This window comes from Nocardia sp. CS682, from assembly GCF_004634405.1.
Taxonomy (GTDB): Bacteria; Actinomycetota; Actinomycetes; order Mycobacteriales; family Mycobacteriaceae; genus Nocardia; species Nocardia ninae.
In genome coordinates, this window is sequence record NZ_CP029710.1 from 1,702,779 (window position 1) to 1,716,451 (window position 13,673).

Genomic DNA, 13,673 nt, shown 5'->3' on the forward strand with positions numbered 1-13,673 from the left:
GCATCGCTACCGCCTCCGGGCCTGACGCTCCCACCGCGGGGGGCGATCAGGCGTTGACTCGGCCGAGGTAGCTGCCATCACGCGAGTCGATGCGCAGCTTGTCGCCGGTATTGATGAACAGCGGGACCTGTACCTCGGCGCCGGTCTCCAGCGTGGCGGGCTTGGTGCCGCCGGTGGAGCGGTCGCCCTGCAGGCCGATGTCGGTGTGCTGGACCTCGAGCTCGACGGTGACCGGGAGCTCGACGTACAGCGGCGCGCCCTCGTGCGTGGCGACCTGCACGGTCATGTTCTCCAGCAGGAAGCGCGCACCGGGGCCGATGGTCGCCTCGGCGATGGAGATCTGGTCGAAGGTGTCGCCGTCCATGAAGACGTAGTCCGAACCGTCGTGGTACAGGTAGGTCATGTCGCGGCGGTCGACCGTCGCGGTCTCCACCTTGACGCCCGCGTTGAAGGTCTTGTCGACGACCTTGCCGGACAGCACGTTCTTCAGCTTGGTCCGCACGAACGCGGGACCCTTGCCCGGCTTGACGTGCTGGAATTCGACGATCTGCTGGAGCTGACCGTCGATCTTCAGCACAAGGCCGTTCTTGAAGTCGCTGGTGTCCGCCACTGTCCTCGGATCTCCTAATTCGTAAACAACATGGTGGTCGACCGACGTCAATCGACGACGGTCAGGTCTTTGCTGGTGTTGGTGAGCAACTCCGGGCCCCCTTCGCGCACCACGAGCGTGTCCTCGATCCGGACCCCGCCGCGGCCGGGAAAGTACACACCGGGTTCGACGGTCACCGCCACGCCAGCAAGAAGTGTACCGGTTCCGTTTTTCGCGATGCCCGGCGCTTCGTGGATCTGCAATCCCACCCCGTGCCCGAGGCCGTGCACGAACAGCTTGCCGTGTCCGGCCGCCTCGATCACCGCGCGCGACGCCGCGTCCACGTCGGCGACCTTCACGCCGGGTCGCAGCGCCTCTCGCCCGGCCCGCTGCGAGGCTTCGACCAGCTCATACACCTCGCGTTGCCAGTCGCTGGGGGTGCCGAGCACGAAGGTGCGGGTCATGTCCGAGTGGTAGCCGCCGACCGTGGCGCCGAAATCGAGTTTGACGAAATCACCGGCGGCCAGCACCGCCTCGGTCGGCCGATGATGCGGGACAGCCGAATTCACGCCGGTCGCGACGATGGTCTCGAACGACACCGCGTCGGCGCCGTGCTCGTACATGGCCCACTCAAGGTCCCTGGCCACCTGTCGTTCGGTCCGGCCGGGGCGCAGCAGGCCGCGTTCCAGCAGCGTGGCGAGTCCGGCGTCGCCCACCGCGCAGGCCGCCCGGAGCTGGGCCACCTCGTAGGCGTCCTTCACCATGCGCAACTGCTCGACCAGGCCGGGTGTGGGGACGAAGTCCAGGCCGGTGCGTTGCTCGACGAAGCCGCGATGTTGCTCGACGGTGACGATGTGGCTCTCGTAGCCGACGCGGCCGAGCTGCCACTCCCCGGCCAGCTCGAGGATCCGGCGGGCGGTCGCCCTGGCGATCTCGGCGCGCAGATCCGGGACCTGCTCGGCGACCTGGGTGCGATAGCGGCCGTCGGTGCCGATCACCGTGCGCTCTTCGGCATTGCGCATATCCCAGGAGTGCACGAGCAACGCCGCGTTGGATCCGGTGAACCCCGTCAGGTATCTGAGGTTCACCAGATCGGTGACCAGCAGAGCGTCGACTCCGTTCTCCACCAGCAGGCTCCGCAGCGCGCCACGCCGCGCGGCGTAGTCGGGCGCCTGGCCCACGTGATCAGCACACATGGTTCAAAGCTACCGCCGACCCGCCGTATCGCCCGCATACAACACGTGCTCGGGCCGCCGCGAGTGCGCTGACCTCGTGCGGAAGATCATGCTTGCGATCGCGGATGCCGTTGGTACTCGCCGAGTTACGAACCGGGCGGCATGGGGATCGATCGTTGTCCACATGCCGGAAAGCTATCCACATTCGGGTCGAGTGGGGTTGTCACGCGCCGCGATCGGACGAGAGTGGACGGCATGCCGAATGTTGCCTTCGCCGCCCTCCTCGCGTGGTGTGTTGTGTTGAGCGTCATCGATTTTCGGCAGCGAAGATTGCCGAATTCGCTGACCGGATGGGGTGCGGTCGCGGTGTTCGGTTATGCCTTGTCCACAGATCAATACACAGCCGCGTTACTGGGTGCCGTGCTGCTCGCGGTGCCGTATCTGCTGGTGCACCTGGCGCTACCCGCGGCTTTCGGTGCCGGAGATGTGAAGCTTGCCGTCGGGTTGGGTGCGGCGGCGGCGCTCGGTGGTGGGGAAGTGTGGGTTCAGGCGGCGGTGGCCGCGCCGTTGCTCACCGCGTGCGCGGGGATTGCCGTGGTCTTCCGGTGCCGGATTCGTCAACCCAGCGATTCCTCCCGCCGAACCCGCGACCCCACCGATCGATCGTCATCGAGGTGGGCTCGGTCGAGCCCATCGAGCGCCGGTCCGATCGCCGAGTGGAGCCGCGACAGGCCCAGTCGAATCGCGGTGCCGCACGGGCCCGCCATGTGTATAGCCACCGTGTGTGCGCTGGCTACCGCGAGCGCCGGATGATGCGTATCGCGGTGGGTGCGCGGAACGTGCCCGTCATCACTGCGGGCCGCGTGCCGGAGCGGGCGCGCCGACATGGGAAGATGGAGCACGTGTTGCGCTGGATAACTGCCGGAGAATCCCACGGTCCCGCTCTCGTCACCATCCTCGAGGGGATGGTGGCCGGTGTCGAGGTCACGTCCGACGAGATCTCCGCGCAGTTGGCGCGCCGCAGGCTCGGGTACGGCCGCGGCGCCAGGATGAAGTTCGAGGCCGACAAGGTGACCGTCGTCGGCGGTGTCCGGCACGGCCGCACCATGGGCGGACCGGTCGCCATAGAGATCGCCAACTCCGAGTGGCCCAAGTGGACGACGGTCATGTCCGCCGACCCGGTCGACCCGGACGAGCTCGCCGAACTGGCCCGCAACGCCCCGCTCACCCGGCCGCGCCCCGGCCACGCCGACTACTCCGGCATGCTCAAGTACGACTTCGACGACGCACGCAACGTGCTGGAACGCGCCAGCGCCCGGGAAACCGCGGCGCGCGTCGCGGCGGGCACCGTGGCGCGGAACTTCCTGCGGCAGGCCTTCGGCGTCGAGGTGATCTCGCACGTCGTCTCGATCGGCACCGCCCAGAACACCACGGGCGTCATCCCGTCCGCCGCCGACCTCGCCGCCATCGACGAGAGCCCGGTGCGCGCGTTCGACAAGGACGCCGAGGCCGCGATGATCGCCGAGATCGAGGCGGCGAAGAAGGACGGCGACACCCTCGGTGGCGTCGTCGAGGTGGTCGTCGAGGGACTTCCGGTCGGACTCGGCTCGTTCACCAGCGGCGAGAACCGGCTCGATTCGCGGCTCGCCGCCGCACTGATGGGCATTCAGGCGATCAAGGGTGTCGAGGTCGGCGACGGTTTCGAGACCGCGCGCAGGCGCGGCAGCCAGGCGCACGACGAGATGCGTCCCGGCAGCGACGGCGTGCTGCGCTCGACCAACCGGGCCGGCGGCCTGGAAGGCGGCATGACCAACGGCGAAGCGCTGCGCGTGCGCGCCGCGATGAAGCCGATCTCCACCGTGCCGCGCGCCCTGGCCACCGTCGACATGACCACCGGCGAGGAAGCCGTCGCCATCCACCAGCGCTCGGACGTGTGCGCCGTGCCCGCCGCCGGCGTCGTCGCGGAGTCCATGGTCGCGCTGGTCGTCGCGCAGGCCGCGCTGGAGAAGTTCGGCGGCGACTCGCTCGGCGAGACCCTGGAGAACATCACCAGCTACGTCAAGCGGATCAGCGCCCGCCCGCACAACGCGCCCGCTGACACCAGCACGCCATGATCGTGCAGACCGATCCGCGCGCGCCGCGCGTGGTGCTGGTCGGACCGCCGGGCGCGGGGAAAACGACGATCGGCCGCAAGCTCGCCAAGGAACTCGGCGTCGAGCTGTACGACACCGACGCGGGCATCGAACGCGAGACCGGCCGCACCATTCCGGAGATCTTCGCCACCGACGGCGAACCCGAGTTCCGCCGGATCGAAGAACGGGTGGTGCGCCGCGCCATCCTTGCCGAGCGCGGCGTCGTCTCGCTCGGTGGCGGAGCCGTGCTGTCCAAGGACACCAGGGCGCTGCTGCGCAACCGCACCGTCGTCTACCTGGAAATCAGTGTCGGCGAAGGACTCCGCCGCACCGGGGCGAGCACCAATCGGCCGCTGCTCAACGGGGCCGACCCCGCCGCCAAGTACCGCGAGCTGATGCGCAAGCGGCGCCCGCTCTACCGCGAGGTCGCCACCGTCCGGGTGCGCACCGACGGCCGCAGCCCGGGGCGCGTCGTCAAGATGGTGCTCGCCAAACTCGGTTTCGAGCCGGTCGTCTCGGACACCGGCGCGGACGCCGACTGTTCGGACCTCACCGACACCACGACTCCGGCGACCACCGCCGAAGCCACCGCAACGCCGCAGGGCAGCAGTCGATCTCGGGCCCGGCGCCGCGCACGGGCACGTGCCGCCGCGCGCCGGGCGGCCGCCGCACGGGAGGCCGCGGACGGATCCGGCGAGCAGGAGACGTCCGCTTCGGCGGAGACGTCCGTTGGGAACGCGGGACGGAGCTGGCGCACGCGGCGAGGTGGTAGCGAGTCGGCGACGTCGGGCGCGGACGCCCCGGCCGCGGAGTCCGCAGCGAACAGCTCGGTTGCGAACGGCCCGTCCACCGCCGACGAAACCGCAGTGGCGAAGTCTTCCGGCTCGACTGGAAGAGGCTGGCGCGCTCGCCGGTCGGCCGCGGCGGAGGCCGACGCGACAGCACCGTCGAACGGCACGGAGGATTCCGGCCAAGGCAAGTCGTCGAGCGGGCGGGCCAGACGAGCCCGAGCGCGGCGGGCTCGCGTTCGCGCGCGCAAACACCAGGAAGCATCAACAGAATCGGAGCAGCAGACGTGAGTGAGCCGAATCGTCTCGAAGTTCGTACCGCGGACCCGTACCCGGTGATCATCGGCCGTGGGCTGCTCGGTGAGCTCGTCGAGGCGGTCAACGGCGCGACGAAAGGCGTGCGGTCGGTGGCGATCTTCCATCAGCCGCCGCTCGCCGAGACCGCCGAGGCGGTGCGCAAGGCGTTGGCCGACACCGGCATCGACGCCCACCGCATCGAGATCCCGGACGCCGAGGCGGGCAAGGAACTCGCCGTCGCGGGCTTCTGCTGGGAGGTGCTCGGACGGATCGGCCTGACCCGCAACGATGTCGTGGTGAGCCTCGGCGGCGGTGCCGCAACCGACCTGGCCGGCTTCGTGGCCGCCACCTGGATGCGCGGCGTGCAGATCGTGCACGTGCCGACCACGCTGCTGGCCATGGTCGACGCGGCCGTCGGCGGCAAGACCGGCATCAACACCGAAGCGGGCAAGAACTTGGTCGGCTGCTTCCACGAACCAGCCGCCGTGCTCGTCGACCTGGCCACCCTGGAAACCGTGCCGCGCAACGAGATCGTGGCGGGCATGGCCGAGATCATCAAGGCCGGTTTCATCGCCGACCCGGTCATCCTCGACCTGGTGGAGCGCGACCCCGAGGCCGCCCTCGACCCCACCGGTGACGTACTCCCCGAACTGATCCGGCGCGCGATCCAGGTGAAGGCCGACGTGGTCGCCGCCGACCTCAAGGAGGCCAGCCTCCGCGAGATCCTCAACTACGGCCACACCCTCGGCCACGCGATCGAGCGCCGCGAGCGCTACCGCTGGCGGCACGGCGCGGCTGTCTCTGTCGGCCTGGTCTTCGCCGCCGAACTCGGCCGTCTCGCAGGCCGTCTCGACGACGCCACCGCCGACCGCCACCGCGCCGTCCTGGAAAGCGTCGGCCTGCCGACCACCTACGACGCCGACGCCCTGCCCCAACTCCTCGACACCATGCAAACCGACAAAAAAACCCGCTCGGGCGTCCTGCGCTTCGTCGTCCTCGACGGCCTCGCCAAGCCCGGCCGCCTGGAAGGCCCCGACCCCACCCTCCTCGCCGCCGCCTACTCCGCCATCGCCCGCGAAGGCACCCCGAGCACCGGCATCCTCCTGTAACCCGCACTCGCACAGCAGAAGCGGCGCACTCCTACGGGGTGCGCCGTTCTGTTTGCCGCGAACCTCTGGCTGAGTGCGATGAGCCAGTCACAGACATCAGCGGCACGAGGCGGACGGTAAACGTTCCTGTACCTCGCGTAAGCGGGCTACTCGCTGAGGGCGGGGTCAGCGGGGGTTCGGGATCCAAAGGTCGTACCGGTTACTACCATCGGTACGCGCGGCGCACACCCAATAGCGAGCCCAGTTCGGCGCGTCCTTCTCGCAAGTTGCCCACGCAACGTCCGACGCCGCCTCTACGCACACATAGTTCCACCTCGGCTGATCCGACGCGCAGCGGCCGCCCTTCGCGGCCGCCTCTCCGGCAAACACGACCGTGGACGCAGCGAGCGCCATCGCCGCAGCAACCCCAATTCGAACCAACATGCCAATGTCCCCTCCCGTTGAAATTCATTGGACAGCAAGAGAATACCGGCGATCCGGGCAGCATCGAGGCCGCCGTGCAGCAGGTTGGCAGTGCCACGGTCCAAAGCTGACAGCCTTGTCACCATGGCAGTGCAAATGACGGCAGTGGCGGTCGCTGACCACAAGAGCACCGGCGGCTAGCTGAGGCTTCCGGTCATGCGGGCTGCGGGTCCGGACGGGCGCGGGACCGGCGGGCTGGCACAGGTACGGCAGAAGCAGGGCACGCTCGGGTGCCCGATCAGGCCGGGCGGGCGCGGCGCAAGCCGGACGCGACTGAGACCGGCCAAGCCGAGGCGGGCGCGCAGGTCGGCTTCGAACGCGGGCCGGCGGGCGCGGCGCGAGCCGAGCACGGCACTGCCGGGCCGGACGCGGATCACTCCGGCGCAAGCCGAGCCGGGCGCGCAGGTGAGCCCAAACGCAGGCCGGGCGCGCGCAGATCAGGCAGGCCCAGATATTGGTCGAGCGGGCACTGCGCGAGCCGAGCACCGGACGGGCGGGCGGAAGTCGCGCTGGCGTGGGGGTGGCACGCCGGTCAGCCAAGAACGTGCAAGGGCGAGCAAATTCGCGCCGGGGGTCAGACTGGGGTGGGTGCGGGGGTGGACTGTTTGTTGCGGGCGCGGTCCGCGAGGATGCGGCCGAGGCCGACGCCGATGAGGGCGGGGATGAAGATGAGCAGGACGATGAAGGCGGAGCCGGCGGTGAGCTCGAAGAGGAGGCCGTTGTCGCCGAGGTCGAACTTGGGCAGCCAGTCGAGGAGCCATGCGCCGAGACCGCTGCCGACACCGCCCGCCACTGCGGCTTTCAGCCAGAGCAGGGTGAGGTCGGTGCCGCGTTCGGGATCGGGCTCGGCCGACCGGTCCTTGCGTCCGTCCAGCAATCCCCAGTACAGGACGACCGCGACGAGCAGGAACAGGCCGAACATCCGCATCCACATTCCGTGGGTCGGCCAGTTCACCATCGCGAACCCGAGCGCGGCGCGCAGGAAAACGACCAGCGCGCCGAGCACGATGGCCCGCAACACCCAAGCATTCATGCGCACCACCATAACCCTGCCCATCGCCGAACCAAACTAGAACCGGTATCAGTTTCTGACCGAGTGTCCTCCTACCGACGACAGCGTCGACCGACCCGACTCCAGCAGCAGAACTACGTCGCCACTCGCCGACCGCACACGAGCACGCGCTCCCGGCCGCATACCATTCCCGCCTGGGTAGCCATGGGACCGCGCAGGATGATCCCCCAGATCCACACCGTGGAGCGCGACGGTGCGTGTCACCACGTCGGCGGCGGTGCAGGGGCGGTGATTTCCGCCGAGCGTACCGGCGCGCCGGCGGCTACTTCCAGCCGACGCACGCCTACACCAGCCAGATCAGGCCGATTCTCCAACGTCGCGGCGAATTCCGACCGACACACGCCTAGAGCAGGCAACTCAGGCCGAACCCGCCTACACCGCGGCATGTTCCAGTCGACGGATGCCTAGCCGCGTCAAGCCGAACTCTCCAGCGCCGCAGCCATTTCCGCGCGCGGAGCCGGACGGCCAGTGAACAACTCGACTTGCCCATAAGCCTGATTCAGCAGCATCTGCAACCCACTGACCACCGTATGCCCAGCCCGCGTAACCGCCTCGGCCAGCGGCGTAGGCCATGGGTTGTAAATCGCGTCGAGCACCACCGGCGCCTTCGCCACCGCCTCGGCAACGACCGCAGCAGCCTCGGCCGGAATCGTGCTCACCACCACGCTCGCCCGCTCGCACAGTCCGACGAGCGCGTCCGGATCGAACGCCGTCACCGCCGCGTTCATGCCGAGCCGCTCCGCGAGATCCAACGCGCTGCTTGCCCGCCCGGCATCCCGCGCGATCACGGTCACCGTCTTCGCACCGAGTTCGGACAACGCGAGCAGCGCAGGCCGCGCGGTACCACCGGCACCGAGCACCACGGCCTCGTCCAAACCGGCAACCCCACCGCCGCGCAACGCCCCGAGCACACCGTCCACATCGGTGCAGTCGGCCAGCCACCCACCGTCACGCCGGACGAGCGTGTTGGCCGACCCGACCAGCACCGCCCGCTCGGTGCGCTCGGCGGCATAGGCCAGCGCGGCTTCTTTACCGGGCATGGTCACCGACAGCCCGACCCATTCGGCCCCGAGCCCATCGACCAGTCCGGGCAACTGCTCGGCCGTGCACTCGATGCGTTCGTAGCTCCAGTCGAGCCCGAGCGCGCGGTACGCGGCCAGATGCAACTGCGGCGAACGGGAGTGCGCGATGGGCTTGCCCAGCACAGCCGCTTTGCGTTCAGCGACCACTGTCGAGGATTCCGCTCGCCTGGGCCTGGCGGATGTAGCGCTGATGCTGGGTGTAGTCGTCGGTGAACAGGGTGGTGCCCTGCTTGTCGACCGTCACGAAGTACAACCACGGCCCGGGTTCCGGGTTCTCCATGGCGCGCAACGCGTTCAGCGAGGGCGCGGCGATCGGCGTCGCGGGCAGGCCGGACATCGCGTAGGTGTTCCACGGTGTTTCCTGGGCGCGGTCCGCGTCGGTGGTCTGCACCTCGGTGCGGTCGAGCGCGTAGTTCACCGTCGAGTCGAACTGCAGCATCTGCGGAACCCGCAGCCGGTTGACGATCACCCGCGCGACCTTGCCCATGTCCTGCGGCTTGGCCTCACGTTCGACGAGCGAAGCGGCGATCAGCGTCTGGTACGGCGTCAGCTTGGTCTCACCGCCGGACTGCAACAGGCCGGTGGATTCATAGGCCTTGGCGCTGGCCGTCACGACCTGCCGCAGCATCTCCACCGGCGTGCCGCTCGGGTCGAAATCCAAAGTGCCCGCGGCAATCAGGCCTTCCAGCTGCCTGGTCCGGTCGGGGCAGTTCTGCACGCCCTGCGCGGCCCAGGCGGGCACGCCGAGCGCGGCCAGGTCGACGCTCGAACCGGCGGCCTGGAGTTCTTCGTAGGTCGCGCACTTCTGGTTCGTGCCGGTGCCGATGCAGCTGGCCTCGGCCATCATGCGGTAGATGCCGTCGGTGCGCCTGCCGGAGCCCACCTCGAACTGGTCGTGCAGCAGCCGCCCCTCGGGGATGACCAGGTTGCCGACCCGGGCCTGCTTACCGGTCAACGCCGACACCGCCTGCACGGCGGGACTGCGGCTCGGGATCGCGTAGAAGCCCGGCTGCACCGAGTTCATGTTCGTATTGCGCACGGCCGCTTCGATGAACGCGCCGGTGCTGGCGACGATGCCCTTCTCCTTCATGCTGGCCGCGATCTGCTGCGAGGTGTCGCCGTCGTGTACCTGCACCACGACCAACGGCCCGACCGGTCCGGCGAAATCCTCAGGCGGACCGAGCTTCTCGATCAGCTTCATGCCCGCGAACACCGCGGCACCGGCGAACAGCAGCACGAACACACCGGCGAACAGCCACATGGTGCGCCTGCGCCGCTTGCGCTCCTGCGCTTTACGCGAGGCCGCACGGGAGCGTTTGCCGCGCTGCGCGCTGCGCGACCGCCGGCCACCCTCCTCCGGCTCGTCGTCCTCGTGCCGAGCCGCTTCCCGGCGGCCGACGCGCTTACGCGGCGGGCGCTCCGCCTCGGCCCGCGGGCGTGGCGCGGGCTCGGGCGGATCCATGTCGTCGGTGTAGCGCGGGATGACGGTGGTGTCGTCCTCGTAGTCGTCCCAGTCGCCCTGCTCCCGGCCGACCACCCGGTTCGTTTTGCCGCGCGTGTCTCTGCTGTTCTGCCCGCCCCAGGCTCGGTCGTCACGCCGGTAACGCCGATCAGCTTCGCGCTGCCGGTACCGTTCCTCGGCCCGTGCCCATCGATCCGTCATGCGTCGTCCTCGGACGACGCGTGCCGCACCGCTTCAACCGACCTCAACACCGCACTCCGTTCGTCCAACCATCCTTGCAGGATCGAGACGGCCGCCGCCTGATCGATCACTTGCCGCTGGCCACGCGCGCGAACTCCACTGTCCCGCAATGCACGTGCAGCTGACACCGTAGTCAAACGTTCGTCGGAAAGTCGTATAGGCACCGGCGACACGGCGGCCCGCAACTGATCGGCGAATGCGGTGGCAATGGTAGCGGCAGTGCCCTTCTCCCCGCGTAATGTTCGGGGCAGACCCACGATCACTTCGACGGCCTCGTACTCCCGCACAATTTCAGCAATTCTGGCTATATCGGGTGCGGGCGCGGCCGAGCGCTTGTTCGGCTTCGCGCGCGGCACGGTCTCCACGGGCGTGGCAAGGACACCGTCGGGGTCGCTCGACGCGACGCCGATACGGACACTGCCGACATCGACGGCGATCCGCCGACCGCGACCCGGGTCGGTGGCTGGATGGGGCCGGTCGGCGCCGTGCGGCGCCGACCTCTCGGGATGGTCGGGGTCGGCCACGTCACGTGCCCGACCGCCACCCCCCTCGGAATCGCTCGGCGAAGCCATCACCCGGCCAGTTCGGCCACCCGAGCGCGGACCGCGGCAAGGCCGGCGGGAATCCCCGACGGGTCGGATCCGGCGCCCTGCGCCATCTCCGGCTTCCCACCACCGCGCCCGGCGATGCTCGGGCCGAAGGCGGCGACCAGGTCGCCTGCCTTGAAGCCGAGGTCCTGAGCGCCCTTGTTGACGGTCACCACGAACGGCACCTTGCCGTCGGCGTTGCCTAGCAGCACCACCACGGCGGGCACCGTGCCGAACCGACCGCGGATGTCGGTGGCCAGCGTGCGCAGATCACCGGCGGCGACACCCTCGGGCGCCGCGACGGCGACCAGCAGCACGGCACCGATCCGCTCGGCCTCCTCGACGAACTTGCCCACCGACGACAGCACAGCGGCCATCTTGGTGCGTTCGAGTTCCTTCTCGGCCACCTTGAGCCGCTCCACCAGTTGCTCGACCCGCGCGGGCACCTCTTCCGAGGGCACCTTCAGCGAGGACGCCACACCGGCCAGCAGCGCGCGCTCCTTGGCCAGGTACTTGTAGGAGTCGAGGCCGACGAACGCCTCCACGCGGCGGATACCGGACCCGACCGAGGACTCGCCGAGCACGGTGATCGGGCCGATCTGCGAGGAATGCTGCACGTGCGTACCACCGCACAGCTCCATCGAGAACGGGCCGCCGATCTCCACCACGCGCACCTCGTCGCCGTAGTTCTCGCCGAACAGCGCCATCGCGCCCATCTGCTTGGCCTTGGTCAGGTCGGTCACGAAGGTGTTGACCGGGAAGTCCGCGCCGACCGCGTCGTTGGACACGGCCTCGATATCGGCCTTCTGGCTCTCGGAGAGCTGCCCCTGCCAGTTGAAGTCGAACCGCAGGTAGCCCGGCTTGTTCAGCGAACCCGCCTGCACCGCGTTCGGGCCGAGGATCTGCCGCAGCGCGGCATGCACCATGTGCGTGCCGGAGTGGCCCTGGGTGGCGCCGCGACGCCACGCCGGATCCGCCTGCGCGAGAACGACATCGCCCTCGGTGATCTGCCCCTGCTCGACGGTGGTCTTGTGCACCCACAGCTTCTTGGCGATCTTCTGCACGTCGTTGACGCGCAGTTTCACACCCGAGGCCGTGATGGAGCCGCGGTCGGCGATCTGGCCGCCGGCCTCGGCATAGAGCGGGCTGCGATCGAGGATCACCTCGACGTCCTGGCCCGCCGAGGCCACGGGTACCCGCACGCCGTCGGCGATCAGGGCGAGCACGTTCGCCTCGGAGGTCAGCTCGTCGAAGCCGGTGAACTCGGTGGCGCCGCGGTCGACCAGCTCCTTGTAGACGGTCAGGTCGGCGTGGCCGTGCTTGCGTTTGCGCGCGTCTTCCTTGGCGTTGGCCACCTGCTGGGCCATCAGCTCACGGAAACCGTTCTCGTCCACCGTCAGCCCGGCCTCGGCCGCCATCTCCAGCGTCAGCTCGATCGGGAAGCCGTAGGTGTCGTGCAGCTTGAAGGCGTCCGATCCGGGAATCGTGTTGCCGCCCTTGGACTGCACCGCGCTCGCGGTGTTGTCGAACAGCGCGGAGCCGGTGTTCAACGTCTTGAGGAAGGCGGTCTCCTCGCCGACGGCGACGGTCTCGATGCGCTGGAAATCGGTGGCCAGCTCGGGGTACGACGGCGCCATCAGGTCGCTGACGACCTTCATGAACTCCGCCATCACCGGCTTTTCCGCGCCGAGCAGTCGCGCCGAGCGCACGATCCGGCGCAGCAGCCTGCGCAGGACGTAGCCGCGTCCGTCGTTGCCCGGGTTCACGCCGTCGGCGATGAGCATGGCGCTGGAACGGGTGTGGTCGGCGATCACCCGGAAGCGGCGATCGTTCTCGTGCTCGACGCCGTAGGAGCGACCGGTGAGCTCCTCGGCCTTGTCGATGATCGGGCGCAGCAGGTCGGTCTCGTAGACGTTCTCGACGCCCTGCAACAGCATGGCGACACGCTCGACGCCCATGCCGGTGTCGATGTTCTTCTTCGGCAGCGAACCGATCGGCGGATGGCCTTCCTTCGGGCTCAGCTCACCGCGAACGTCCTGCATGAACACGAGATTCCAGATCTCGAGGTAGCGGTCCTCGTCGGCGACCGGGCCGCCGTCGCGACCGTACTCGGGTCCGCGATCGAAGTAGATCTCCGAGCACGGCCCGCCGGGACCGGGCACGCCCATGTCCCAGTAGTTGTCCTTGCCGTCGCGGAACTGGATCCGCTCCTCGGGAATGCCCGCGACGCGGCGCCAGATCTCGGCCGCCTCCGGGTCGGATTCGTACGCGGTCACCCAGATCCGCTCGGGATCGAAGCCGAAACCGCCGTCCTCCTGCGACTTGCTGATCAACTCCCAGGCGAGGCGGATCGCCTCTTCCTTGAAGTAGTCACCGAAGGAGAAGTTGCCCGCCATCTGGAAGAAGGTGTTGTGCCGCGTGGTGACGCCGACCTCTTCGATGTCACCGGTGCGCACACACTTCTGCACGCTCGTCGCGCGCGGGTACGGCGGAGCCTCCTGGCCCAGGAAGTACGGCTTGAACTGGACCATGCCTGCGTTGACGAACAGCAGGTTCGGGTCGGCCAAGATCAGCGAGGCACTCGGCACCTCGGTATGGCCGGCACGGACGAAATGGTCCAGGAAGCGCCGTCGAATCTCGTGGGTCTGCACAGATATCCAGCCTACCGGTGCCGTGCA

Annotated in this window: 10 protein-coding genes and 1 pseudogene; 4 read left to right on the plus strand and 7 right to left on the minus strand. The window is 68.9% G+C overall.

The features are described 5' to 3' along the window. Nucleotides 1–46: 46 nt before the first annotated feature. Both efp and DMB37_RS07370 read right to left on the minus strand, forming a co-directional pair. Nucleotides 47–610: an elongation factor P gene (gene efp / locus DMB37_RS07365; RefSeq protein ID WP_135232061.1), complete on the minus strand. Its 564-nt coding sequence runs from the start codon at nucleotides 608–610 to the stop codon at nucleotides 47–49. Between the two features lie 47 nt (nucleotides 611–657). Further along, nucleotides 658–1,785: a Xaa-Pro peptidase family protein gene (locus DMB37_RS07370; protein WP_107657964.1), complete on the minus strand. Its 1,128-nt coding sequence runs from the start codon at nucleotides 1,783–1,785 to the stop codon at nucleotides 658–660. 234 nt (nucleotides 1,786–2,019) lie between these two features. Here DMB37_RS07370 and DMB37_RS07380 point away from each other — a divergent pair, with 234 nt between their 5' ends. The 4 genes and pseudogenes from DMB37_RS07380 (at nucleotide 2,020) to aroB (ending at nucleotide 6,090) form a co-directional block, all read left to right on the plus strand. After that, entirely contained in the window at nucleotides 2,020–2,577 is a 558-nt protein-coding gene (locus tag DMB37_RS07380; RefSeq protein ID WP_135232063.1) for an A24 family peptidase, read from the plus strand. An 89-nt stretch (nucleotides 2,578–2,666) separates the two neighbouring features. Beyond that, entirely contained in the window at nucleotides 2,667–3,878 is a 1,212-nt protein-coding gene (gene aroC / locus DMB37_RS07385; RefSeq protein ID WP_135237400.1) for a chorismate synthase, read from the plus strand. Then, a pseudogene (locus DMB37_RS41255) lies at nucleotides 3,875–4,393 on the plus strand (shikimate kinase); the annotation flags it as partial. The gene aroC and the pseudogene DMB37_RS41255, both read left to right, overlap by 4 nt. A gap of 578 nt (nucleotides 4,394–4,971) precedes the next feature. Then, nucleotides 4,972–6,090 carry a 3-dehydroquinate synthase gene (gene aroB, locus DMB37_RS07395; RefSeq protein WP_107657968.1) on the plus strand — a complete coding sequence of 373 codons (1,119 nt, stop codon included), beginning with the start codon at nucleotides 4,972–4,974 and terminating at the stop codon, nucleotides 6,088–6,090. Between the two features lie 1,036 nt (nucleotides 6,091–7,126). Here aroB and DMB37_RS07405 read toward each other — a convergent pair. The 5 genes from DMB37_RS07405 to alaS all read right to left on the minus strand — a co-directional run bounded on the left by DMB37_RS07405 (nucleotide 7,127) and on the right by alaS (nucleotide 13,646). After that, complete coding sequence (locus DMB37_RS07405; protein ID WP_240772282.1) at nucleotides 7,127–7,585, minus strand: B-4DMT family transporter; 459 nt, start codon at nucleotides 7,583–7,585, stop codon at nucleotides 7,127–7,129. A gap of 452 nt (nucleotides 7,586–8,037) precedes the next feature. Beyond that, nucleotides 8,038–8,853: a shikimate dehydrogenase gene (locus tag DMB37_RS07410; RefSeq protein WP_135232066.1), complete on the minus strand. Its 816-nt coding sequence runs from the start codon at nucleotides 8,851–8,853 to the stop codon at nucleotides 8,038–8,040. Further along, the gene (gene mltG / locus DMB37_RS07415; RefSeq protein ID WP_167768770.1) at nucleotides 8,843–10,369 is read right to left on the minus strand and encodes an endolytic transglycosylase MltG; all 1,527 of its coding nucleotides are present in this window, start codon (nucleotides 10,367–10,369) and stop codon (nucleotides 8,843–8,845) included. The genes DMB37_RS07410 and mltG overlap by 11 nt, the downstream gene beginning before the upstream one ends. Further along, nucleotides 10,366–10,980, minus strand: coding sequence for a Holliday junction resolvase RuvX (gene ruvX, locus DMB37_RS07420; RefSeq protein WP_135232067.1), 615 nt, complete (start codon nucleotides 10,978–10,980; stop codon nucleotides 10,366–10,368). The genes mltG and ruvX overlap by 4 nt, the downstream gene beginning before the upstream one ends. Beyond that, nucleotides 10,980–13,646, minus strand: coding sequence for an alanine--tRNA ligase (alaS, locus tag DMB37_RS07425; RefSeq protein WP_135232068.1), 2,667 nt, complete (start codon nucleotides 13,644–13,646; stop codon nucleotides 10,980–10,982). The genes ruvX and alaS overlap by 1 nt, the downstream gene beginning before the upstream one ends. Between the last annotated feature and the right edge of the window lie 27 nt (nucleotides 13,647–13,673).

Excerpts from the sequence above, each read along its gene's own strand:
- DMB37_RS07405 (WP_240772282.1), bottom strand. The coding sequence starts at position 7,585 with ATGAATGCTTGGGTGTTGCGGGCCATCGTGCTCGGCGCGCTGGTCGTT.
- DMB37_RS07370 (WP_107657964.1), bottom strand. The coding sequence starts at position 1,785 with ATGTGTGCTGATCACGTGGGCCAGGCGCCCGACTACGCCGCGCGGCGT.
- DMB37_RS07380 (WP_135232063.1), top strand. The coding sequence starts at position 2,020 with ATGCCGAATGTTGCCTTCGCCGCCCTCCTCGCGTGGTGTGTTGTGTTG.
- ruvX (WP_135232067.1), bottom strand. The coding sequence starts at position 10,980 with ATGGCTTCGCCGAGCGATTCCGAGGGGGGTGGCGGTCGGGCACGTGAC.
- mltG (WP_167768770.1), bottom strand. The coding sequence starts at position 10,369 with ATGACGGATCGATGGGCACGGGCCGAGGAACGGTACCGGCAGCGCGAA.